Origin of the sequence: Fodinicurvata halophila (assembly GCF_042651425.1) — a bacterium.
Taxonomy (GTDB): domain Bacteria; phylum Pseudomonadota; class Alphaproteobacteria; order Kiloniellales; family DSM-21159; genus Fodinicurvata; species Fodinicurvata halophila.
This window is the reverse complement of sequence record NZ_JBHSCW010000011.1, coordinates 160,870-182,176: the sequence shown is the minus strand read 5'-3', so window position 1 is coordinate 182,176 and position 21,307 is coordinate 160,870. Positions and strand designations below refer to the sequence as shown.

Genomic DNA, 21,307 nt, shown 5'->3' with positions numbered 1-21,307 from the left:
GATCTAGCTGCCGGAGAATTCCTCGCGGACGCGGGTATCGTCCGCGCCGAGTTCCGGGACGGGCCCGTAACTTTCCTCGAATTCAGGGGTGATCGGCGGGGGCGCCAGCAGGTTCACCTCTCCGGCAGAGGTTTCCACGCGCACGAAGCGGTTCTGCGGGTGGGTGACCACGTCCTCCATGGTGGAAAGCTTACCATAGGCGACCTTGGCGCCGGTCAGCTTCGCGATCGCCTGTTCGCGGTCCAGCTGCGAGAAGACCGCAGTGATGACCTCGTCCAGGGCCTGGCGATTGGTGACACGCTCCGGGTTGCTGGCAAAACGCGGATCCTCGGTGATATCGGGGCGCTCCAGGACGTTCTCGCAGAGGCTTTTCCATTCGCGCTCGTTCTGTATGGCGATGAGGACGCTCTTGCCGTCGCGGCATCCGTAGACCCCGTACGGGGCGATGGTGGGGTGGCGCAGTCCCTCGCGCTTCGGCGTGGCCTTGCCGTAGTGATGCTGCAGGTAGGGTACGTTCATCCAGTCGGAGGTGCTGTGATAGAGCGAAACCTCGATGCTGCGTCCGCCCTTGCCGCGTTCCCGCGCGAACAGGGCCTGCAGGATCGCCTGTTGGGCATACATGCCGGCGGCGATGTCACTGACGGATACGCCCACCCTTGCTCCGGAGTCCGGCGTGCCGGTTATGTTGGCCAGTCCCGTTTCCGCCTGAACCAGAAGGTCGTAGGCCTTCATGTCCCGATAGGGACCATCCATCCCGTAGCCGCTGATGTCGCAGGTGATCAGCTGGGGATAGCGCTCGCGCAGGCTCTTGGTGCCGAAGCCGGCACGTTCCGTCGCACCGGGCGCGAGGTTCTGGATGAACACGTCGGCCCGGCTGAGGAGATTGTGCAGGAGCTTCTGGTCCTCAGGATCCTTGAGGTTGAAGCGCACGGATTCCTTGCCACGGTTGAGCCAGACGAAATAGGCGCTCAGGCCGTTGACGCAGCGATCATAGCGGCGTGCAAAGTCGCCTTCCTCGCGTTCCAGCTTGATGACGCGCGCTCCGGCATCGGCCAGGCGGGACGAGGCGTAGGGAGCAGCGACCGCCTGTTCGAGCGTGACGACGAGAAGACCTTCAAGATCCTTGGGCATGATGAGAACCGCTTCTTCCATCTGTAACTTCGACTGAGGGGAACATCGGGGATTTTTCCGGCAAGTTCAAACCCCCGGGGGTATCAGGCTTCCGTCAGCCTTCCAGCACCGCGGCAAAGCGCAGGCGCACGTAATCCGCGGTCCAGGTGCCCGTCTCGTCGCACAGGATAGGCTGCAGGCGCTCTGCCACCTCGGCCAGCACCGCGGTGCGCTCGTTTTCGGAAAGCGGGGCGAGGAAGGACTGGGCGAATATCTCCAGCCAGGCATGGAGTGCGCCGGGCAGGGGCGTCGGGCGGGCAAAGCTGGCAATCTCCATGACTCGGAATCCGTGATTGCGCAGTTTGCTGGCATAGGCTGCGGGTGAAGGAAAATACCAGGGACTGAGCGCAAGCGGATCGTCCCCACGGCGGGAAAGGGCCTCGTGCAGAGCCGCCCGGATAGCGGCCACGTTGCCATGCGCGCCGAATTCGCCGACGAAGCGTCCGCCTGTCCGCAATACTCCAGCCACGCTCGCGAGGACCCGGTCCGGTTCGGTCATCCAGTGCAGGGCGGCGTTGGTGAAGACGGCATCGAAGCGCTGGTCGAAGGCAAGGCTGTGTCCGTCCATCCGCCGCGCGTCCAGGCCGCGGGTGCGGCTGGCCGCAACCATGTCCTCGGACGCGTCGACGGCGACGATCTCGGCGCCGCTGGCCACGAGCTGTTCGGTCAGCGCGCCGTCCCCGCAGCCCAGGTCAAGAATTCTTTCCCCGGCCTGTGGAGCCAGCAGGTCCACGACCCCTTGTCCCAGGCGTGCGACGAAAGCGGCATCGCGCTGATAGTCTTCGGCGTTCCAGTCCTGTGTGCCCGGCCTGTCCATGGGGCTTCGTTCTCCTGCGTCAAGTTCGGATCAAGGTCCGTCCAGGAAGGCGGGCTGTCAATCCGCGAACGGCCCTGTGCCGCGGCAAAGATCTTCGAGGCGGATGAGCCGCTTTGCAAAACCGAAAGTTCATGTATTCTGTCTGCCCGGAAAACGAACATAAACGAAAAGGGAGACGTCCTTGCAGAACCTGACCCTCCGACTGGAGCAGATTCTGGACCGCGCGCGGGATTCGGGACGCGTCACGGTGGAGGATCTGGCGGCTCATTTTTCCGTGACCCCGCAAACCATCCGCCGGGATCTGAACGAGCTCTGCGAGCAACGCCTGCTCAAGCGGGTGCACGGCGGGGCCGTGCTGGCGACGGGCATCGAGAACGTGAAGTACGAGGCGCGGCGTATCCTGGCCTCCGAGGAGAAGCAGCGCATTGCCCGGCGTGCCGCGGAGTTGATCCCCGACAACTGCTCTCTTTTCATCAACATCGGGACCACGACCGAGGAAGTGGCGCGGGCGCTGTCGGGGCATCGTGGCCTGATGGCCATCACCAACAATATCAACGTCGTCAATATCCTCTACACCCAGCCCGAAATCGAGACGATCGTGACCGGTGGCGTGCTGCGGCATTCGGACGGCGGCATCGTGGGAGAGCAGGCCACCGACTTCATACGGCAGTTCAAGGTGGACTATGCCGTGATCGGCGCCTCGGCCATCGAGGAGGAAGGGGACCTGCTGGACTACGACTATCGCGAGGTCCGGGTTTCCCAGGCCATTATCGAGAACGCGCGCACGGTTTTCCTGGTGGTCGACCACATGAAGTTCTCGCGCAGCGCTCCGGTGCGGATCGGGCATATCTCGCAGGTCGACCGCCTGATCACCGACGAGATGCCGCCTGCCGGCCTGCGACGGATCTGCGAGGAGTCAGGGGTCAGGGTGGACACCGCTCAATGATCTGTGCCCCGGCCTGTCCGCGATTGGAGGTTTGGTGGCATTCTTCAATTGAAGGTTCGTTTATTTTCGGATATTGTTCACTTCAATAAGATACGAAAATAAAAATAATCAAATAAAATCAGGGAGCAGGGACGTCCTTGGCGGAGGCATCACCCGAAATCTACGACCTTGCCATTATTGGCGGTGGTATAAACGGCTGTGGCATTGCGCGCGATGCGGCAGGTCGGGGTGCCCGTGTCTTTCTCTGCGAACAGGGTGATTTCGCCGGTGCGACCTCGTCGGCCAGCACCAAGCTGATCCACGGCGGTCTGCGCTATCTCGAATACTATGAATTCCGGCTGGTGCGTGAGGCGCTGATCGAGCGCGAGGTGCTGCTGCGCGCCGCGCCGCACATCATCTGGCCGCTGCGCTTCGTGCTGCCCCACCACAAGGGCCTGCGTCCGGCGTGGCTGATCCGTCTGGGGCTGTTCTTCTACGACCATCTGGGCGGACGCAAGATCCTGCCGGGCACCGCGTCGCTCGATCTGCGTCGCTCGCCCGTCGGAGAGCCGCTGAAAGAGGAATACATGCGCGGCTTCGAGTATTCGGACTGCTGGGTCGACGATGCGCGGCTGGTGGTGCTCAATGCCCTGGATGCTCTGAGGCATGGAGCGGAACTCTGCCCGCGCACTGTGTGTAACTCGGCCGAACGGCACGAAGGAGCCTGGAACGTCGAGGTCATGGACAGGCAGACGGGAGACAAGCGCAGCCTGCGCGCCCGCAGCCTGGTGAATGCGGCTGGCCCGTGGGTTTCGGAGGTGCTGAGCCAGCGCCTGCACGTGAACAGTTCGGAACGCACACGTCTGGTCAAGGGCAGCCATATCGTGGTTCCACGGCTGTTCGAGCACGACCGCGCCTATATCTTCCAGAATTCCGACGGGCGCATCGTATTCGCCATCCCCTATGAACAGGATTTCACCCTGATCGGCACGACGGACGAGGACTTCGACGAGGATCCGGGCGAGGTGCGGATATCCAGCAGCGAAACGGAATATCTGGTCGCGGCTGTCAGTGAATACCTGCAGAGGCCGATCACCACGGATGATGTGGTGCACAGCTATTCCGGCGTGCGTCCGCTTTATGACGACGGGGCCGGACAGGCCCAGCAGGCCACGCGGGACTATGTGCTGTCCCTGGATGATGGAGAGGGAACTCGACCGCCCTTGCTGAATGTCTTCGGCGGCAAGATCACGACTTACCGTAAGCTGGCTGAGCATGCCTTGCAGAAACTTTCGTCGCATCTCCAGGGACTGTCCGGTGACTGGACGGCCTCGGCCACCCTGCCCGGCGGCGATTTCGCTGTTGGCGAGAGCGCAAGGCTTACGCACACGCTGAGACAGGAGTACCCTTTCCTGACGGACTCCTGGGCACGGCGCCTGACACGCTCCTATGGCACACGCACACGGGTCATGCTTGGGGACGCCAGGGAGCTTGCGGACATGGGCCAGCACTTCGGTGCGGACCTGTACGAGCGTGAAGTGGTCTTCCTGATGCAGGAGGAGTGGGCCCGTTGTGCCGAGGACATCCTCTGGCGCCGCAGCAAATTGGGGCTTCGTTTCAACGTGGAGGACGCCGGCGCTCTGGAGAACTGGATGGAAAGCCGGCTGGCAGAGCGGGAGAGTCAGCCGAAGCAGGCCAAGGGGTAGAAGGCATGTCAGTGGAGCTTGTCGAGGTCAGCAAGGTGGTGGGATCCGAAACGCACATTCGTTCGGTTTCCATGAAGCTGGACCCCGGCAGCCTGAATGTCCTGCTGGGGCCGACCCTGTCCGGGAAGACCAGCCTGATGCGCCTCATGGCCGGCCTGGACGAGCCCACATCGGGGCGTGTTCTGGCCAATGGCAGGGATGTGACCGGCGTGCCGGTGCGCAAGCGCGACGTGGCCATGGTCTATCAGCAGTTCATCAACTATCCCACGTTGTCGGTTTACGAGAACATTGCGTCTCCCTTGCGCGTCGCCAGGCGCCCGAAGGAGGAGATCGACCGCGAGGTCCGCGAGGCCGCGGAACTGTTGAAGATCACCGATATGCTGCAACGCACGCCCCTGGAACTCTCGGGCGGTCAGCAGCAGCGCACGGCATTGGCCCGGGCGTTGGTGAAGGGGGCCGATCTCGTGCTGCTGGACGAGCCGTTGGCAAACCTCGACTACAAGCTGCGCGAGGAGCTGCGCGAGGAGCTGCCGCGGGTGTTCAGCGAGAGCGGCACGGTCCTGGTCTATGCCACGACCGAGCCCACGGAGGCTCTGCTGCTGGGCGGCAACACCGCCACCCTTCACGAAGGGGCGGTCACGCAATTCGGGCCGACGCTCGAGGTCTATCGTCGCCCGCATGACCTGCTGACGGCCCAGGTGTTCTCGGATCCGCCCATGAATCTTCTGAAGGTGGACCTGCAGGGCGGTCAGGTAAGGTTGCCGGATGGTTCGTTCGTGCCGGCCACGGGCTTGTTGCAGAGCCTTTCGGAGGGGGCCTACACCCTGGGGATGCGGCCCCATCATCTTTACCTGGAGCGCCCCTCGGACAGCGCCCTGGAGGTGATGACCGAGGTTTCGGTGACCGAAATCACGGGCTCGGAGAGCTTTGTTCATGTCAGCTACTCGGCAGAGCGCTGGGTGGTGCTGGCGCATGGTGTGCAGGATCTTGCCGCCGGCGACAGGCTGGCTGTCCATATAGATCCCGGGCGGCTTTTCGTGTTCGGTCCGGACGAACAGCTGGTGGCCTCGCCGGCCATGCAGGCGGCGGCATAGGGGCAGGAGGAAAGGGCATGGCGCGCATCGAACTCAGCAACCTGGCGCATTCCTATCTGAGCCGCCCGCAGGACAGGGCGGACTACGCCCTCAAGCAGATGACCCATGTCTGGGAAGAGGGCGGTGCCTATGCCCTGCTCGGACCTTCGGGCTGCGGCAAGACCACGCTCCTGAACATTATCTCGGGCCTGCTGGTACCGACCCAGGGTCAGGTGCTGTTCGATGGCCGGGACGTGACGCACGATTCCCCCGAACTGCGCAATATCGCACAGGTTTTCCAGTTCCCGGTGATCTACGATTCCATGTCGGTCTACGACAATCTGGCCTTCCCGCTGCGCAACCGGAAATTCCCTGCGGCCGAAGTCGATCGACGGGTGAGGGACGTCGCGGAAATGCTGGAGCTGACCGACAGGCTCAAGCGTCGGGCTGAGAACCTGACCGCGGACATGAAGCAGAAGATATCGCTTGGTCGCGGGCTCGTGCGCCCGGATGTGAACGCAATTCTCTTCGACGAGCCGCTGACGGTGATCGATCCGCATCTGAAGTGGCTCCTGCGCGGCCAGCTGAAACAGCTGCACAAGGAATTCAATCACACCATGGTCTATGTGACCCACGACCAGACCGAGGCCCTGACCTTCGCCGACAAGGTGGTGGTGATGTACGAGGGGGAAGTCGTACAGATCGGCACACCGGAAGAGCTTTTCGAGAAACCCGCACATACCTTCGTCGGCTACTTCATCGGCTCTCCCGGCATGAATGTGCTGGACTGCCATGTCGAGGGCAATCGCGCCTACGTCGGAGACCACCAGATGACCCTGCCGCGCGGTCACAGCCTGCCCGAGGCAGGCGGCAAACAGGTGCAATTGGGTGTCCGGCCCGAGTTCGTCACGGTCACCGGTCCCGACCAGGGAATGCCGGCGCGACTGGAGCGTATCGACGATGTGGGGCGCTATCGTATCGCCAAGCTGACCCTTGCCGGACAACAGGTGGCGGCAATCCTTCCCGAAGGCAGCGAGGTGCCGTCCGATACGGCCGGGGTGAGCTTCGACCCGGCGCGCCTGCACCTCTATGTGGACGGGCATCTGAGCGAAGGGAGGCCTTGAGACCATGGAACGCAAGGTCAACCAGAAAGCCTGGTTTCTCGTCCTGCCGGTCGTGGTGATCGTCTGTTTCAGTGCGCTGATCCCGCTGATGACCGTGGTCAACTATTCCGTTCAGGACACCTTCGGCAGCAACGAGTTCTTCTGGTCGGGTCTCGTCTGGTTCGAGGATATCCTCAATTCCAGCCGTTTCCAGGACGCGCTCTGGAGGCAGTTCCTCTTTTCCGGGCTGATCCTGCTGATCGAGGTGCCGCTGGGCGTGATCGTCGCGCTCTCCATGCCCCGTCGAGGCATCGGGGTGTCCGTCTGTCTCGTCCTCATGGCCCTGCCGCTGCTCATTCCCTGGAATGTGGTCGGCACCATCTGGCAGATCTTTGCGCGTGTCGACATCGGCCTGTTGGGCTGGACCGTGAACAGCCTGGGACTCGAGTACAACTACACCACGGATCCATTGAGCGCGTGGGTGACCGTGGTCCTGATGGACGTCTGGCACTGGACGTCGCTGGTCGTGCTGCTGGCCTATGCCGGCCTGCGCTCGATCCCCGAGGCTTACTACCAGGCCGCCAGGATTGACGGCGCTTCGCGCTGGGCGGTCTTCCGCCATATCCAGCTGCCCAAGATCCGCAGGGTCCTGGTGATCGCCATCCTGCTGCGGTTCATGGACAGCTTCATGATCTACACCGAGCCCTTCGTGGTGACCGGGGGCGGGCCGGGAAGTGCCACCAGCTTCCTGTCCGTGGATCTCGTCAAGATGGCCATCGGCCAATTCGATCTGGGCCGGGCCGCCGCCATGTCCATCATCTACTTCCTGATCATCCTGGCGCTGTCCTGGGTGTTCTACACGGTGATGACGGCCAAGCGGCGCGAGGAAATGGAGATGAACCTATGAAAGGGCGCTGGCTGATCCCGACGATCTATATCGTCTTGCTGATGATCCCGATCTACTGGTTGGTCAACATGTCCTTCAAGACCAACCAGGAAATCCTCTCAGTCCTGTCGCCGGTTCCACTCAATCCGACACTGGACAATTATCTGGTCATCTTCACGGATGCGTCCTGGTATTCGGGCTACATCAACTCGACGATCTATGTCCTGCTCAACATGGTCATCTCTGTCGCAGTGGCCCTGCCGGCCGCCTATGCCTTCTCGCGCTACCGCTTCCTGGGCGACAAGCATCTCTTCTTCTGGCTGCTGACGAACCGCATGGCGCCACCTGCCGTATTCGCCCTGCCGTTCTTCCAGCTTTACTCCTCGGTGGGCCTGTTCGACACGCATATTGCCGTGGCGCTGGCCCATTGCCTGTTCAACGTGCCGCTCGCCGTCTGGATCCTGGAGGGCTTCATGTCGGGTGTGCCGAAGGAGATCGACGAGACGGCCTATATCGACGGCTATTCCTTCCCGAGATTCTTCGTGAAGATATTCATGCCGCAGATTGCCTCGGGCATCGGTGTGGCGGCCTTCTTCTGCTTCATGTTCTCCTGGGTGGAACTGCTGTTGGCGCGCACGCTGACGTCCGTCGAGGCCAAGCCGATCGCGGCCACCATGACCCGCACGGTCTCGGCCTCGGGCCTGGATTGGGGCGTGCTGGCGGCCGCCGGGGTCCTGACCATTATTCCTGGGGCGCTGGTGATCTACTTTGTGCGAAACTACATCGCCAAGGGCTTTGCCCTGGGCCGCGTGTAAGGGAGAGTCGTTATGGAGATCAACCTGCAATGGATGGCCTGGACCTGGCAGACGGGACTTTTTTTCACCGGCATCGTGCTGGGGTTGGTGGTCATGTCCCTGTGGCAGCAGGTGTCTCCAACCATGGAGCGGGTCGGCATCCTGGGCATCGCGACGACACGTGGCGACCGGTTTTTCATCTCGCTGCTGGGCAGCGCATACATCCATGTTCTCTGGATCGGTTTTGTCGATCTGAACCTGCTCTGGGCCTCCGCGCTCAGCATCCTCTATGCGGTGGCGGTGTTCCGCTGGGTCTAGATCGATAAAGGGGGTGAACGGGCGCCCGATTGTAAAGCCCGCAAGAGTAGAAGAATAGTAAACAAGGGAGGAAATCTGATGTTGAGAAAAACCCTCTTCACCGCCTCCGCCATGATACTTGCCCTGGGCGTTCAGAACGCCCTGGCGGACATGGAGGCGGCGGAGCGCTGGATCGACGAGGAGTTCCAGCCATCGACCCTGAGCAAGGAAGAACAGCTGAAGGAAATGGAATGGTTCATCGAGGCAGCTGAACCTTTCCGCGGCATGGATATCAATGTGGTTTCGGAAACCCTTACCACGCACGAATACGAATCCAACGTGCTGGCCGAGGCTTTCGCCGAGATTACCGGTATCAACGTTACCCACGACCTGATCAGTGAAGGTGACGTGATCGAGAAACTGCAGACTGAAATGCAGTCGGGACGCAGTATCTACGATGCCTATATCAACGATTCCGATCTGATCGGAACGCACTCGCGCTATGATTCCGTCTTTCCGCTCGAGGATTACATGGAAGGCGAAGGCGCGGATGTCACCAATCCCATGCTGGATGTCGACGATTTCATGGGAATCTCGTTCACAACGGGACCGGACGGCAAGATTTACCAGTTGCCCGACCAGCAGTTCGCCAACCTCTACTGGTTCCGTTACGACTGGTTCCAGCGCGAGGATTTCCAGGAGCAGTTCCAGGAGATCTACGGCTACGAACTGGGTGTGCCGGTCAACTGGTCGGCCTATGAGGATATCGCCGAGTTCTTCAGCGAACATGTGGGCGAGATCGATGGCGAGCAGGTCTATGGCCACATGGACTACGGCAAGCGCGACCCCTCGCTGGGGTGGCGTTTCACCGACGCCTGGTTGTCCATGGCCGGGGCTGGCGATAAGGGCATTCCCAACGGACTGCCCGTCGATGAGTGGGGCATTCGTATGGAGGAATGCCGCCCGGCCGGTTCCTCCGTCGAGCGCGGAGGCGCCACCAACGGTCCGGCTGCCGTCTATGCCTTGCAGAAGTACATCGACTGGCTGAAGGCCTATGCTCCACCGGAAGCCGCCGGTATGACCTTCTCCGAGGCTGGACCCGTTCCCGCCCAGGGGAACATCGCGCAGCAGATCTTCTGGTACACTGCCTTTACCGCCGACATGGCCAAGGACGGCCTGCCGGTCGTGGACGAGGACGGCAATCCGAAATGGCGTATGGCCCCCTCGCCGCATGGTCCCTATTGGGAAGAGGGCATGAAGCTGGGCTATCAGGACGCCGGTTCCTGGACCCTGATGAAGGCCACCGAGCCAGATCGCCGCAAGGCCGCCTGGCTCTATGCCCAGTTCACGGTAGCCAAGACGGTCAGCCTGAAGAAGACCCATGTCGGCCTGACGCCGATCCGTGACAGCGATATCCGGCACGAGTCCTTCACCGAGCGGGCGCCCAAGCTGGGCGGCCTGGTGGAGTTCTATCGTTCTCCCGCCCGCGTCCAGTGGACCCCCACTGGCGTGAATGTCCCGGATTATCCGCGTCTCGCACAGCTTTGGTGGCAGAACGTGGCCGAGGCGGTGACCGGAGAGGTATCGTCTCAGGAGGCCATGGACAACCTGGCCCAACAGCAGGACGACATCATGGCCCGCCTGGAGCGTGCCGGCGTTCAGGGCGACTGCGGCCCCAAGCTGAACGAACCGCGCGATGCGCAATACTGGTTCGATCAGGAAGGGGCGCCGAAGCCCAAGCTGGACAACGAGAAACCACAGGGCCAGACCGTCAAGTATGACGAGTTGGTGCAACAATGGCAGGACGCTCAAGAGAACTGAGCACCTTCCCGTAACCTGGGCCGGAAGTCACAAAGGGCTTCCGGCCCTTTTCTGTCGCCCGGATGGACATTACAAACTGTGTCCGCGTGGATGTTCAGGGAGGCTAGGCCATGGTTAAGTATGTGATGGCAATCGATCAGGGAACCACTTCTTCGCGCGCCATCCTCTTCGACAGCGAACACCAGATAGCCGCCGTCGCGCAGCAAGAGTTCAAGCAATACTTTCCGCGCTCTGGCTGGGTCGAGCACGATCCGGAAGACATATGGAATTCGGTGCTGGCGACCTGTCGCGAGGCCATGGAAAAGGCGGGGGCCTCTGCAGGGGATATCGTCTCCATCGGGATCACGAACCAGCGGGAAACCACTCTGGTCTGGGACCGCAACACGGGCGAGGCCATCCACAAGGCCATCGTCTGGCAGGACCGGCGCACGGCCGACGCATGCGCGGCCATGAAGAAGGCCGGTCACGAAAGCGAGGTGCGCTCTCGCACCGGCCTGCTGCTGGATTCCTATTTCTCGGGCACGAAGGTGGCCTGGATCCTGGACAACGTGGAGGGCGCGCGGGCGCGCGCCGAACGCGGTGAACTGGTTTTCGGCACCGTGGATTCCTTCCTGATCTGGCGCCTGACAGGTGGCAAGCGGCATGTAACCGATGCCACGAATGCCTCGCGGACGCTACTCTACAACATTCACAAGGGAAGCTGGGACCAGGAACTACTTTCGATCCTGAACGCCTACGAGAGCATGCTGCCCGAAGTGCTGGATTCCGCCGCCGAATTCGGAGAGACCCTGCCCGAGCTGTTCGGTGCCGCGATTCCCATTCTGGGGGTGGCTGGCGACCAGCAGGCCGCCTCGGTGGGCCAGGCCTGCTTCGAGCCGGGCATGATCAAGTCGACCTATGGCACGGGCTGTTTCGCCCTGCTGAATACAGGGGCGCAATCGGTGATCTCACGCAATCGCCTGCTGACCACTGTGCTCTATCAGCTGGACGGCAAGCCCACCTATGCGCTTGAAGGGTCCATCTTCGTGGCCGGCGCGGCGGTGCAGTGGCTGCGCGACGAACTCGGACTGATCGAAACCGCGGCCGAGACAGCCGACCTGGCCGACAGGTCCGATCCCAACCAGGAGGTCTATCTGGTGCCGGCCTTTACGGGCATGGGCGCGCCTTATTGGGATTCCCGGGCGCGTGGTGCGATGTTCGGCTTGACCCGTGGCACTGGCGTTGCCGAGTTCGCGCGCGCGGCTCTGGAGGCGGTGGGCTACCAGACCCGTGACCTGCTTGAAGCCATGCGCGGCGACTGGGGTGGCGGCTCGCTGGGCGACACGATCCTGCGCGTCGATGGCGGCATGGTGGCCAGTGACTGGATGATGCAGTTTCTCGCCGACATCCTGGATGCCCAAGTGGATCGCCCCACCGTGCTGGAAACCACGGCGTCCGGCGCGGCTTATCTGGCAGGATACAAGGCCGGGTTTTATTCCGAACCGAGTACCTTCTCGAAGCATTGGCAGCTGGACCGGCGGTTTGCGCCGCAGATGTCGGAAGAGACCCGTGCGCGCAAGTACGAAGGTTGGCGCGATGCGGTCTCGCGGACCCTCGTACGGGACGCTGCAGGCTGAAATGCTCAGATCGTCAGCAGCGCGGCGACCACGATTGTGGCGATGAACACCGTCTCCGCCACGATCATGCCGATGGCACGGCCACCGACCTTCACCATCTCAACCAGCGAGGTCTTGATGCCGAGTGCGGCGATCGCCGTGATGATGCACCAGCGCGAGGCATCGCTCAGCAGCGCCTGAAGGCTTTCCGGGATCAGCGTCAGGCTGTTGGCGCCGACGATCAGCAGGAAGGCGACGAGGAAGCCGGGCAGCAGGTTGCCCGCCTTGCCGCCTGCGCCGCCCTCGGACATCTGCCGGGCGGCCAGGGTAATACCGAGAACGACAGGGACCAGCAGGGCGACCCGCAGCAGCTTGATGATCGTCGCCGTGTCGCCGGCTTCGTCCGAGACGCTGTAGCCGGCGCCCACGACCTGGGCCACGTCATGGATGGTGCCGCCCAGGAAGACGCCTGTCTGGGTGTCGTCGAAGCTGAAGATGCCGGCGATCAGGGGATAGAGGATCATGGCGGCGGTGCTGAGCGTGGTGACGCCGATGATCGTGAAGACGGTATCCCGCTCCTTGTCCTTGTAGTTGGGCAGCACCGAGGAAATGGCTGCCGCGGCCGAGGCGCCGCAGATGGCCACCGAGCCGGCGGACAGGATGCCGAAGCGCCTGTTGAGACCAAGAAGCCTGGCCGCCAGGACGCCGAAGACAAGGGTCAGCACGACAGCTGCGGCCACGGCCAGCATGACCTCCCACCCCAGGGCCAGGATCTGCTCCACTGTGATGCGCGCGCCCAGCAGGGCCACGCCAATCCGGAGCACCTGCCGGGCCGTGAAACCTACCCCGGCGGCAAAACGGGTTTCGGCCGAGACGAAGTTGAAGGCCATGCCGAGCAGCAGGGCGAAGAGAATGGTGGGGCCGCCGTAGTGATCGGTGATGAAGTGTGCGGCCATCGCCACGAGGATGCTGAACAGCACCCCGGGCAGCAGGCTGGGCAGTTCCTCGAACCCCTTGCGCAGCTTCTCGGAGGCCTTTCGCGTTCTTGACATCGTGATCCTTGTTCCCCCGCGGGACCGTCCTGTCCCGTATGTCTTCCAGTATCATTTCATTTTTCGACAAGGCTTCGCGTCATGCGGCTGTCTGGCCGCCATCATGCACGGAATACCGGCATCGTAAATCGCTCTTGCCGTATTCCTGGCATGCGGGAGGTGCCCAGGTACTCGGCCTCCTCCTCAGTCGAGAAGGTTTGCCAGCGCCGAGAGATCCTCGAGCTCGTCGAGTGGGGGGCTGTCGGGATACTCCTGAGGCATGCCGTTGCGGTTGACCCAGATCACACGGAAGCCGAACAAGGCGGCGCCGGCGGCATCCCAGGGGTTGGAGGACATGAAGATCACCGACGAGGGCACCACGGAAAACCGCTCGCATGCCATCTGGTAAACCCGGGGGTCCGGCTTGTAGATACCGATCTCCTCTATCGAAAGGACCGTATCCAGAAGTTCGGACAATCCGGCTGCCTTGACGGCTGGCTCGAGCATGTCGGGGGAGCCGTTGGACAGGATGCCGGTGGGAATATCGTTGTCCTTCAGATGCTGCAGGAAAGCGACTGCATCGGGATAGGCTTCGAGATTGAGGTAGGCATCCAGCAGGTTGCTTCGGATGGCCTCGTCCCCAATGCCGTAGACGGCCAGGGCATGATCGAGGGCACGCTGTGTCAGCGTCCAGAAATCCTGGTGCTGCCCCATCAGTCCGTGAACCCAGGAATATTCCAACTGCTTGCTGCGCCAGAGTGCGGAAATGGATTCGGCCTGGGGGCCCAGGGCCTCGGCATGCTGCTTCACGGCAGAGTGAACATCCAGCAGTGTGCCGTAGGCATCGAACAGGCAGACGGTCATGGAAGGGTCCTCTCTTTGGCGTCGTTGACGTTTCAGGCTTTACCTTGACAGCTTGCAGAGGACAGGTCATAGCCCGAACAAGGGCTTGAGGCAAAGAAAGCGGTCCAGGGGATGCGACAGGCAGCTGACGACACGGAAGAGCGGGAACGGCGTGCGGCGATTATCCAGGCCTGTCTGGAGATGAACAGGCTGGGCCTCAACCAGGGAACCTCCGGCAATATCAGCCTGCGTTGGCAGGACGGCCTTCTGATCACCCCCAGCGGATTGCCCTATGAGAGGATGCAGCCTGAGGACGTGGTTTTCCTGGATCGGGAAGGGCAGCCGCACGGACGCTACAAACCCTCGAGCGAATGGCGGTTTCACCGGGATATTCTGCAAGCCAGGCCGGACACGGGAGCCGTTGTCCACGTCCATTCGACCTATGCCACCATTCTCGCCATCCTCGGTCGGGAGATACCGGCGATCCACTACATGATTGCCGCCGCCGGCGGGCCGAATATCCGGTGTGCACCCTATGCGACCTTCGGCACCGAGGGTCTTTCACACAATGCCCTGCAGGCCCTCGAGGGACGTTCGGCCTGTCTGCTGGCCAACCACGGCATGATTGCCGTGGGAGCGTCACTCGAGAAGGCGCTTTGGCTGGCCGTGGAGGTCGAGACGCTGGCGTGCCAGTATCATGGTTGCCTGCAGGTTGGAGAGCCTGTCATTCTTTCCGACGAGGAAATTGCCCGGGTGGTCGAGAAGTTCCGGTCCTATGGTCCGGAAGCACAGAAGGGCAACTCACAGGAATCCGCTTGAACTTTTCCAGGAGGTCACATGCCGCGTTTTGCCGCCAATCTATCCCTCATGTTCACGGAGTGGCCCTTCCTGGAGCGTTTTGAAGTGGCGGCAGCCTGCGGATTCACGGGCGTCGAATACCTCTCTCCCTACAGTATTCCGGCCAAGGAGCTGGCGCAAAGGCTGCAGGATGCGGGTTTGCAACAGACACTGTTCAACCTGTCGCCGGGCGACAGGGACGCGGGCGAGCGGGGCCTGGCGGCCCTGCCGGGGCGCCAGGCGGAGTTTCGGGAGACACTTCAGCAGGCGTTGGAGTATGCGGCCATTCTGGATTGCCGGCACCTTCACGTCATGGCTGGCATTCCCCACGCTGACGAACCGCTGGCGGCCTGCCGCGAGGTCTATCTGGACAACCTTCGCCATGCGAGCGAGGAGGCGGCGAAATTGGGCTGCTGCTTGCTGATCGAACCGATTAATCAGAGGGACATGCCGGGCTATTTCCTGAGCCATCAGGACGACGCAATGACGGTCCTGCGAGAAGTCGGGGCGGAGAATCTGAGGCTGCAGTTCGACCTCTATCACTGTCAGATCATGGAGGGAGACCTGGAGAGGCACTTGGAGGAGCAGTTGCCACAGATCTCATACATACAGGTTGCAGGGGTTCCCGGGCGCCATGAACCGTCCGTGGGGGAGGTCAATTATCCCTATCTTTTCAATGTAATGGACGCGCTTGGCTACGACGGTTGGGTTGGATGCGAATATCACCCGGCGAGCGGAACCCTCGAAGGGTTGGAGTGGGCGCGGGAGTACGGGATTTCTCCCCGCTTGCCTGGGGAAAAGGAGCAATTACATTAAGCTCCATGAAACGCCTGATCCCGATTGCAGCTGTCTTTCTGTTTCTGACGGCCTGTAGTACCGCGCCGTCGGTCTATACCCCGGCCGAGGGTGGGGGGTATGGCTATTCGGAGCAGCAGCTGGAGGAGAATCGCTACCGCGTTTCCTATTCCGGGAACAGTGCGACGTCGCGGGAAAGGGTCGAGGATTATCTGCTCTATCGTGCCTCCGAGCTCACCCTTCAGAACGGCTACGACTACTTCGTGATGACGGCCCGGGATACCGAGCCGCGCACATCCTATTATGGCAGCGGCACGCCCTATGCCGGTTGGCCACCGGGCTATGGCTTCTATGGTTATGGCGGCGGCGGTTTCGGCGTGGGGTTGTCCACCAGCACGGCACGCCCCGTTACACGTTACAGGGCCTATGCCGATATCGTCCTGTATCGCGGCGAGACGCCCGAGAAGGACAGCTGGGCCTATGATGCGCGCGAAGTCATGGATCAGCTGGGTCCGGAACTCGTTCGCAAGGGTGAAAATTGATCTGTTCGCCCTCGAAACGTCACGGATATTCCATTCGTTGATCCGCTTACGTGATCCCAAGTGCAGGTTGCGCTGACATCACTGAATGCCGGCGATGTGATCGACCCAAGCAATTGAAGAGGTGCGGATATGAATTGGGATATCATCGAGGGCGACTGGCGCCAGTTTCGTGGCAAGGTCAAGGAGCACTGGGGGAAGCTGACCGACGATGACCTGGACGTGGTGGCCGGACGACGCGATCAGCTGATCGGACGGATCCAGGAGCGGTATGGCCTTGTGCGGGAGGCAGCCGAAAAGGAAGTGCGTGCATGGGAGGAACGTTCCTGACCATGCTTGGTTATTCCTTTATATATCTCTAAAGCATTTTCAACGCTAAATAATCACCCTGGAGTCACGTACAGCGCTCCAGGGTGATTGCTATCGGGTTTCAGCCCTTCTCCGAGCAAGGGAGAGAAGGTCTGAGCGAAAGAAATTTCACTGGCCAGCCCCCTTCGGCAAACGCAGTTTTCCGGGCTTCTCGAGCCGTCATCCAATTAGCCGATTCCCGGCAAGTCCTGTCGTTTCTTGAAAAGACGCTGTCGTTACCTATTATACTGTGACATAAAATAGACAGGCTGACGGGACGAACCGTGGCTCTGAAGAATGACAAACAGGGTATGACAGGCGGTTTGGCAATTTACGTCTCGCAATCCCATACCGCAGTTCTTTCCACATCTGTTGAATGCAGGCGCAGTGGGTTGCGCATGCGGTTTTCTTTGTCTCTCGCCTGAACGGAAAAAACTGGATATCGGAAAAGCCGTGACGGACAAACTGACTGTAAAGAACCTCTTCAAGGTCTTTGGACCAAACCCCGAGCAGGCGATCGAGCTTGCGAAGCAGGGAGTATCCAAGGACGAGATTTTCCGCCAGACCGAAAGTGTCGTTGCCGTCAACGATGTTTCGCTCACTGTCAGGGAGCGCGAGCTTTTCGTCGTCATGGGCCTCTCTGGCTCCGGTAAGTCGACGCTGATCCGCTGTTTGAACCGGCTGATCGAGCCCAGCAGCGGAGAGATTTCCATTGATGGATACAGCATCACGGATGCGGATGAGGAGACGCTGCGACAGCTCCGCCTCAACAAGATGTCCATGGTCTTCCAGCACTTCGCTCTCTTCCCGCACAAGACCGTGTGCGAGAATGCGGAATACGGCCTGAAGGTGCGTGGCGTCTCGCGCCGGGAACGTCGCGAGAAAGCCATGGCGGCGCTGGAAGCGGTCGGACTGGATGCCTGGGCGGATGCCTATCCCAGCAGCCTCAGCGGGGGCATGCAGCAGCGTGTCGGCCTGGCCCGCGGCCTGGCCGTGGACCCGCAGGTGCTGCTGATGGACGAACCGTTCAGTGCGCTCGACCCGCTGATCCGACGCGAGATGCAGGATGAACTGGCCGGCATTCAGGCCAAGTACACCACCACGATCATCTTCATCACCCACGATCTTCACGAAGCGCTGAAACTCGGCAATCACATCGCCATTATGAAGGACGGCCGCTTCGTCCAGGTCGGCCCGCCCGAGGAGATCGTGACCGCACCGGCCGATGACTACGTTTCGGCCTTTACCCATGACGTGGATCGCGGTCGCGTCCTGCGCGCGGAATCGGTCATGGAGCAGTCGATCACGCTTCAGGCCGGAAAGGACACGGCGTCCACTGCCTTGGCCCGCATGGACGAGGCCGGCCAGGACTGCCTCTATGTCCTGGACGACAAGGGCGGGCCCGCTGGTTACGTCAGGCGCGACATGCTGGCGGACGTGTCGGGCAATACGCAGATCACCAGCGTTATGCAGAGCGACTATCCTCAAACCGACCCGGATCGCTTGCTCTATGAGCTGTATGAACAGTTTGCCGAGGGCATTCCCGTGGCTGTCGTTGCAAAGGATGGCAAGCTTCTTGGGGTCGTGCAGCAATTACAGGTCTTCAATGAGTTGGTAAGCGAAGAGACGACAGCGGGAAGCCAGGACAAGGCCCCTGCAGGTGCTGCAAAGTAGGCTGGTTTATCCAAGAGCGACTTTGCGCAAGACAATAAAGCCGGAGAATTACGAGTTATGGCGAATGGGCCGGAAAGCGAACAGAGCAGTGCATTTGGCAGGTTCATCGAGGATCTGCCGAACTCCCTAAGTCTGTCCTATTATGACACGCTTCCGTTGGATAACTGGATCGAATGGTTCGTGAAGGACTTTCTGGTCCCGAACTTCCGGCCGTTCTTCCAGGCCATCCAGTGGCCGGTGGATCAGGTGCTTACGAACCTGGAGGCGTTCCTGCAGTGGATTCCCATGCTGCTTTTTGTTCTGGTCGCCGCGCTTTTTGCCTGGCGTGTGGCCGGAAAGAACATAGCCATATTCACCTTGGTTTCCTTGCTGTTCATCGACCTGATCGGCATGTGGAACCCCACCATGACCACCTTCGCGATGGTCCTGACGGCTGTCATATTCTGTACCATCGTCGGGGTGCCTATGGGCATTGCCGCGGCACGCAACGATCGCTTCGCCACAGGTATCCGGCCCGTACTGGATATCATGCAGACGATTCCGCCCTTCGTGTACCTGGTGCCCATCGTCATGCTGTTCGGGGTCGGCCTGGTGCCCGGAGTGATCGCGACCATCATCTTCGCCTTGCCCCCGATCATCCGCTTCACCAACCTGGGAATCCGCCAGGTGCAGGCGGAAATGGTCGAGGCTGGCTTCGCGTTCGGGGCCACCCGGCGTCAGGTGCTCTGGGATATCCAGGTGCCTTTGGCCTTGCGTACGATCATGGCGGGTCTAAATCAGACTCTTATGCTGGCGCTGTCCATGGTGGTGATTGCCGCCCTGATCGGCGCCGGTGGCCTGGGCGAAACGGTGTACACCGGTCTGGGGCGCCTGGATGTCGGGCGCGCGGCCATCGGTGGCATCGGAATCGTTCTGTTGGCCATTGTCATGGATCGCATTACCCAGGCCATGGGTGATGGCGGATCCGAGCGAAAGGAACACTGGACCTTCACAGGCGCACTCAAACGCGTTTTCATGAGGTCCAGACAAGCTGCCGATGAACGGCAGTAGACAGAGATGGAGCAGCGGGCGCCTACTGCCCGCGTTCCAAACGCGTTTCTTCAAGGGAAACGCCGGATTATGCTCGCGGAATGCCAAGTATGGGATGGCTGCGGGCTTGTCCGATAACCTTCAAACGAGGAGGATTAAATGAAGTACTGGGATATCGCAAAAGCCGCCGGGCTGGCGACAGCCATCACCGTGATGGGTGCGAGCGCAGTTTCCGCCCAGGACGAACCCGGTGACGGCGTGAGCGTCAGTCCGGCCCGTCCGACTTGGGATACCGGCTGGTTCACAACGGCCATTTACAACGAGATGCTTCGTGAACTCGGCTATGAGGTTGCCGATCCCACGACACTTGACAACCCGGCCTTCTATCAGTCCGTCGCCCAGGGCGATGTCGACTTCTGGGTCGAGGGCTGGTTCCCGCTGCACAACACCTACGAGGACGCCTTTTCTGATGGTGCTGAGAAGATCGGCATGGTCGCCGAGGGTGGTGCGCTGCAGGGCTATCTCGTCGACAAGGAAAGCGCTGAGGAATACGACATCACCAGCCTTGAAGACTTCAAGCGCGACGAGGTCAAGGAAGCGTTCGACGCCAACGGTGACGGCAAGGCCGACATGGTCGCCTGTCCGCCGGGCTGGGGCTGTGAGACCGTGATTGAGCATCACATGGATGCCTACAATCTCCGCGATCACATCAACCTCATCAAGGCCAGCTACAGCGCTTCCATGGCTGATGCCATCAGCCGCTACGAAAACGGCGAGCCGATCCTTTTCTACACCTGGACGCCGAACTGGACTGTTGGTGTCCTGACGCCAGGCGAGGATGTGGTCTGGATCGAAGTGGACCATCCCGATCTGCCTGAAGAGCAGAAGGAACTGGAAGACGCCACGGAGCTCGCCGGTGTTGAAGGCTGTGTGGATGACCCCTGCCAGATGGGCTGGCCAGCCAACGACATCCGTCCGGTGGCCAACAGCGAATTCCTCGCGGAGAATCCGGCCGCGGCCACGCTGCTGGAAACCGCATCCATTCCGCTTGATGCCGTCTTTGCGCAGAACGCGAAGATGAACGAGGGCGAGGACAGCGAAGAAGATATCAAGCGTCACGCCCAGGAGTGGATCGAGGAAAACCGCGACACTGTCGATGGTTGGCTTGAAGAGGCCCGCGCCGCAGCCAACTGAGCTGTGGAGCGTTCAAACCTCGTGAGTATTGGGGGCGGAGATCTTCTCCGCCCCCTTTTTCGTGGGCCCGGCATGGGCGCACTCCTGCTGGCGCAGGTTCTGCCATGAGTAGGTCATGACGAGTGAAGTGAAGCGCAACTGCGTGATGGCGACCGAATGTGGGAAGGAAGTGTGGAGCGCAAACCGCGAGCCGATGGCCAAGAACCGGATACGTGATGCTGCCGACGGCGCGAGCGCGAAAGCGACTGTGCCGAACCGGAAAAGGGACATCAGGCGTCAGGCTTGCAGAAGCACAAGCCTGACCGACTTTAACTGCTTTGACCGACCGGTGCGGCCCCACTTGACGGTTGGTGTAGCCGGGGGCGATCTCTCAAGTCCGCCCACAGGCCGATTACACTCATGGCAGACGCACAATAAAAAACGGCGGCCCGAAGGGCCGCCGTTCTTCTATACGGTTTTGATGCCGTATCTTCGGATCACTTACTCGACCTGAAGGTTGGCAGCGGCCTTCTTGCCGCGCTCCGTCACGATCTCGTAGCTGACCTTCTGGCCTTCATTCAGGCTGTTCAGGCCTGCGCGCTCGACAGCGCTGATGTGGACGAACACGTCCGCAGCTCCGTCGTTCGGCTGAATGAAGCCGTAGCCCTTGGTGGTGTTGAACCATTTTACCGTACCGCTAGCCATGTCTAGGCCTCCTTAATGTACGCGATTACTAATCAGACAGCTCGCCCGTTGGCGGCCGCCGCGCACAACCTCGATTTTTGGATAGCTTGAAGGGGCCTCGATGAGAAACGCCGGTAGCAATGGCCAAAACTCAGATTGCAAGCTGC

At 61.1% G+C, this 21,307-nt stretch carries 22 protein-coding genes; 17 read left to right on the top strand and 5 right to left on the bottom strand.

The window, feature by feature from the left end:
- Positions 1 to 3: 3 nt before the first annotated feature.
- Positions 4 to 1,131 carry a CaiB/BaiF CoA transferase family protein gene (locus tag ACFOW6_RS17030; RefSeq protein WP_382423630.1) on the bottom strand — a complete coding sequence of 376 codons (1,128 nt, stop codon included), beginning with the start codon at positions 1,129 to 1,131 and terminating at the stop codon, positions 4 to 6.
- 94 nt (positions 1,132 to 1,225) lie between these two features.
- Complete coding sequence (locus tag ACFOW6_RS17025; protein WP_382423629.1) at positions 1,226 to 1,987, bottom strand: class I SAM-dependent methyltransferase; 762 nt, start codon at positions 1,985 to 1,987, stop codon at positions 1,226 to 1,228.
- 181 nt (positions 1,988 to 2,168) lie between these two features.
- Between ACFOW6_RS17025 and ACFOW6_RS17020 the strand changes: the two genes are divergently transcribed.
- From ACFOW6_RS17020 to glpK, 9 genes are all read left to right on the top strand, one after another.
- Complete coding sequence (locus ACFOW6_RS17020; RefSeq protein ID WP_382423628.1) at positions 2,169 to 2,933, top strand: DeoR/GlpR family DNA-binding transcription regulator; 765 nt, start codon at positions 2,169 to 2,171, stop codon at positions 2,931 to 2,933.
- A 137-nt stretch (positions 2,934 to 3,070) separates the two neighbouring features.
- Positions 3,071 to 4,618 carry a glycerol-3-phosphate dehydrogenase gene (gene glpD, locus ACFOW6_RS17015; protein ID WP_382423627.1) on the top strand — a complete coding sequence of 516 codons (1,548 nt, stop codon included), beginning with the start codon at positions 3,071 to 3,073 and terminating at the stop codon, positions 4,616 to 4,618.
- Positions 4,619 to 4,623: 5 nt separating this feature from the next.
- Positions 4,624 to 5,712 (top strand): ABC transporter ATP-binding protein, encoded by a 1,089-nt coding sequence (locus ACFOW6_RS17010; protein ID WP_382423626.1) that lies wholly within the window; start codon positions 4,624 to 4,626, stop codon positions 5,710 to 5,712.
- Between the two features lie 17 nt (positions 5,713 to 5,729).
- Positions 5,730 to 6,815, top strand: coding sequence for an ABC transporter ATP-binding protein (locus ACFOW6_RS17005; protein ID WP_382423625.1), 1,086 nt, complete (start codon positions 5,730 to 5,732; stop codon positions 6,813 to 6,815).
- 4 nt (positions 6,816 to 6,819) lie between these two features.
- The gene (locus ACFOW6_RS17000) at positions 6,820 to 7,701 is read left to right on the top strand and encodes a carbohydrate ABC transporter permease (RefSeq protein ID WP_382423624.1); all 882 of its coding nucleotides are present in this window, start codon (positions 6,820 to 6,822) and stop codon (positions 7,699 to 7,701) included.
- Entirely contained in the window at positions 7,698 to 8,495 is a 798-nt protein-coding gene (locus tag ACFOW6_RS16995) for a carbohydrate ABC transporter permease (RefSeq protein WP_382423623.1), read from the top strand. The genes ACFOW6_RS17000 and ACFOW6_RS16995 overlap by 4 nt, the downstream gene beginning before the upstream one ends.
- A 12-nt stretch (positions 8,496 to 8,507) precedes the next feature.
- Complete coding sequence (locus tag ACFOW6_RS16990) at positions 8,508 to 8,792, top strand: DUF2160 domain-containing protein (RefSeq protein WP_382423622.1); 285 nt, start codon at positions 8,508 to 8,510, stop codon at positions 8,790 to 8,792.
- A 78-nt stretch (positions 8,793 to 8,870) separates the two neighbouring features.
- Positions 8,871 to 10,592 (top strand): ABC transporter substrate-binding protein, encoded by a 1,722-nt coding sequence (locus ACFOW6_RS16985; RefSeq protein WP_382423621.1) that lies wholly within the window; start codon positions 8,871 to 8,873, stop codon positions 10,590 to 10,592.
- A 110-nt stretch (positions 10,593 to 10,702) separates the two neighbouring features.
- Positions 10,703 to 12,208 (top strand): glycerol kinase GlpK, encoded by a 1,506-nt coding sequence (glpK, locus tag ACFOW6_RS16980; RefSeq protein WP_382423620.1) that lies wholly within the window; start codon positions 10,703 to 10,705, stop codon positions 12,206 to 12,208.
- A 5-nt stretch (positions 12,209 to 12,213) separates the two neighbouring features.
- On the opposite strand, the gene ACFOW6_RS16975 is transcribed toward glpK, so the two are convergent.
- Together ACFOW6_RS16975 and ACFOW6_RS16970 are read right to left on the bottom strand one after the other, a co-directional pair.
- Complete coding sequence (locus tag ACFOW6_RS16975; RefSeq protein ID WP_382423619.1) at positions 12,214 to 13,239, bottom strand: YeiH family protein; 1,026 nt, start codon at positions 13,237 to 13,239, stop codon at positions 12,214 to 12,216.
- A gap of 183 nt (positions 13,240 to 13,422) precedes the next feature.
- Positions 13,423 to 14,082, bottom strand: coding sequence for a haloacid dehalogenase type II (locus tag ACFOW6_RS16970; protein WP_382423618.1), 660 nt, complete (start codon positions 14,080 to 14,082; stop codon positions 13,423 to 13,425).
- Positions 14,083 to 14,193: 111 nt separating this feature from the next.
- Here ACFOW6_RS16970 and ACFOW6_RS16965 point away from each other — a divergent pair, with 111 nt between their 5' ends.
- The 8 genes from ACFOW6_RS16965 (at position 14,194) to ACFOW6_RS16930 (ending at position 20,970) form a co-directional block, all read left to right on the top strand.
- Positions 14,194 to 14,880, top strand: a complete 687-nt coding sequence (locus ACFOW6_RS16965; RefSeq protein ID WP_382423617.1) for an L-fuculose-phosphate aldolase — start codon at positions 14,194 to 14,196, stop codon at positions 14,878 to 14,880.
- 18 nt (positions 14,881 to 14,898) lie between these two features.
- Positions 14,899 to 15,714: a 2-oxo-tetronate isomerase gene (otnI, locus tag ACFOW6_RS16960; protein WP_382423616.1), complete on the top strand. Its 816-nt coding sequence runs from the start codon at positions 14,899 to 14,901 to the stop codon at positions 15,712 to 15,714.
- Between the two features lie 5 nt (positions 15,715 to 15,719).
- Positions 15,720 to 16,235, top strand: coding sequence for a CC0125/CC1285 family lipoprotein (locus tag ACFOW6_RS16955; protein WP_382423615.1), 516 nt, complete (start codon positions 15,720 to 15,722; stop codon positions 16,233 to 16,235).
- A 129-nt stretch (positions 16,236 to 16,364) separates the two neighbouring features.
- Positions 16,365 to 16,562 (top strand): CsbD family protein, encoded by a 198-nt coding sequence (locus tag ACFOW6_RS16950; protein WP_382423614.1) that lies wholly within the window; start codon positions 16,365 to 16,367, stop codon positions 16,560 to 16,562.
- Positions 16,563 to 17,033: 471 nt separating this feature from the next.
- A complete protein-coding gene (locus tag ACFOW6_RS16945; protein WP_382423613.1) occupies positions 17,034 to 18,254 on the top strand; it encodes a quaternary amine ABC transporter ATP-binding protein in 1,221 nt (406 codons plus the stop codon).
- A 57-nt stretch (positions 18,255 to 18,311) separates the two neighbouring features.
- Positions 18,312 to 19,304, top strand: coding sequence for an ABC transporter permease (locus ACFOW6_RS16940; protein WP_382423612.1), 993 nt, complete (start codon positions 18,312 to 18,314; stop codon positions 19,302 to 19,304).
- A gap of 138 nt (positions 19,305 to 19,442) precedes the next feature.
- Positions 19,443 to 20,477, top strand: a complete 1,035-nt coding sequence (gene proX / locus ACFOW6_RS16935; RefSeq protein ID WP_382423611.1) for a glycine betaine/L-proline ABC transporter substrate-binding protein ProX — start codon at positions 19,443 to 19,445, stop codon at positions 20,475 to 20,477.
- Between the two features lie 115 nt (positions 20,478 to 20,592).
- A complete protein-coding gene (locus tag ACFOW6_RS16930) occupies positions 20,593 to 20,970 on the top strand; it encodes a hypothetical protein (RefSeq protein WP_382423610.1) in 378 nt (125 codons plus the stop codon).
- On the opposite strand, the gene ACFOW6_RS16925 is transcribed toward ACFOW6_RS16930, so the two are convergent.
- Positions 20,958 to 21,161 (bottom strand): cold-shock protein, encoded by a 204-nt coding sequence (locus tag ACFOW6_RS16925; protein ID WP_382423609.1) that lies wholly within the window; start codon positions 21,159 to 21,161, stop codon positions 20,958 to 20,960. The genes ACFOW6_RS16930 and ACFOW6_RS16925 overlap by 13 nt on opposite strands.
- Positions 21,162 to 21,307 lie beyond the last annotated feature (146 nt).

Excerpts from the sequence above, each read along its gene's own strand:
- ACFOW6_RS16970 (WP_382423618.1), bottom strand. The coding sequence starts at position 14,082 with ATGACCGTCTGCCTGTTCGATGCCTACGGCACACTGCTGGATGTTCAC.
- ACFOW6_RS16930 (WP_382423610.1), top strand. The coding sequence starts at position 20,593 with ATGACGAGTGAAGTGAAGCGCAACTGCGTGATGGCGACCGAATGTGGG.
- otnI (WP_382423616.1), top strand. The coding sequence starts at position 14,899 with ATGCCGCGTTTTGCCGCCAATCTATCCCTCATGTTCACGGAGTGGCCC.
- ACFOW6_RS16990 (WP_382423622.1), top strand. The coding sequence starts at position 8,508 with ATGGAGATCAACCTGCAATGGATGGCCTGGACCTGGCAGACGGGACTT.
- ACFOW6_RS16925 (WP_382423609.1), bottom strand. The coding sequence starts at position 21,161 with ATGGCTAGCGGTACGGTAAAATGGTTCAACACCACCAAGGGCTACGGC.
- ACFOW6_RS16955 (WP_382423615.1), top strand. The coding sequence starts at position 15,720 with ATGAAACGCCTGATCCCGATTGCAGCTGTCTTTCTGTTTCTGACGGCC.
- ACFOW6_RS16975 (WP_382423619.1), bottom strand. The coding sequence starts at position 13,239 with ATGTCAAGAACGCGAAAGGCCTCCGAGAAGCTGCGCAAGGGGTTCGAG.
- ACFOW6_RS16950 (WP_382423614.1), top strand. The coding sequence starts at position 16,365 with ATGAATTGGGATATCATCGAGGGCGACTGGCGCCAGTTTCGTGGCAAG.
- glpK (WP_382423620.1), top strand. The coding sequence starts at position 10,703 with ATGGTTAAGTATGTGATGGCAATCGATCAGGGAACCACTTCTTCGCGC.
- ACFOW6_RS16940 (WP_382423612.1), top strand. The coding sequence starts at position 18,312 with ATGGCGAATGGGCCGGAAAGCGAACAGAGCAGTGCATTTGGCAGGTTC.
- proX (WP_382423611.1), top strand. The coding sequence starts at position 19,443 with ATGAAGTACTGGGATATCGCAAAAGCCGCCGGGCTGGCGACAGCCATC.
- ACFOW6_RS17005 (WP_382423625.1), top strand. The coding sequence starts at position 5,730 with ATGGCGCGCATCGAACTCAGCAACCTGGCGCATTCCTATCTGAGCCGC.
- ACFOW6_RS17025 (WP_382423629.1), bottom strand. The coding sequence starts at position 1,987 with ATGGACAGGCCGGGCACACAGGACTGGAACGCCGAAGACTATCAGCGC.
- ACFOW6_RS17030 (WP_382423630.1), bottom strand. The coding sequence starts at position 1,131 with ATGCCCAAGGATCTTGAAGGTCTTCTCGTCGTCACGCTCGAACAGGCG.
- ACFOW6_RS16985 (WP_382423621.1), top strand. The coding sequence starts at position 8,871 with ATGTTGAGAAAAACCCTCTTCACCGCCTCCGCCATGATACTTGCCCTG.
- ACFOW6_RS16995 (WP_382423623.1), top strand. The coding sequence starts at position 7,698 with ATGAAAGGGCGCTGGCTGATCCCGACGATCTATATCGTCTTGCTGATG.
- ACFOW6_RS17000 (WP_382423624.1), top strand. The coding sequence starts at position 6,820 with ATGGAACGCAAGGTCAACCAGAAAGCCTGGTTTCTCGTCCTGCCGGTC.
- ACFOW6_RS16965 (WP_382423617.1), top strand. The coding sequence starts at position 14,194 with ATGCGACAGGCAGCTGACGACACGGAAGAGCGGGAACGGCGTGCGGCG.
- ACFOW6_RS17010 (WP_382423626.1), top strand. The coding sequence starts at position 4,624 with ATGTCAGTGGAGCTTGTCGAGGTCAGCAAGGTGGTGGGATCCGAAACG.